This window comes from Pseudomonas huaxiensis (assembly GCF_003231275.1).
GTDB classification, from domain to species: Bacteria; Pseudomonadota; Gammaproteobacteria; order Pseudomonadales; family Pseudomonadaceae; genus Aquipseudomonas; species Aquipseudomonas huaxiensis.
Window position 1 is genome coordinate 1 of sequence record NZ_QKVL01000230.1, and the last position, 227, is coordinate 227.

1 protein-coding gene is annotated in these 227 nt (G+C 63.9%); it reads left to right on the forward strand.

Annotated features, from left to right (window positions below; all coding sequences use genetic code 11):
- On the forward strand, positions 1 to 220 hold a 220-nt coding region (locus DM374_RS33005), incomplete at its 5' end, for a DUF6708 domain-containing protein (protein WP_318531835.1).
- Positions 221 to 227 lie beyond the last annotated feature (7 nt).

Here is a 227-nt window from a genome sequence, read left to right on the forward strand (position 1 = left end):
CAACGAAGTCATCGATCGCTTCCCCCTGACCGCCATGGGCGCCGACGCACACGCATGGGCCTATGTCTGCACCTATATGCAACAAGGCCCCGATGCACTGCCGCCGCCGGGGCCGCCCTGGGACCATAACGATGTGCTGTGGTGCAACATCGCCATGCTGCTGGCGCCGAAGGTCGAGTGGCCTGCCGATATGGACCTGGAGTCGAGGACCGCGCCATGAGCAGTTT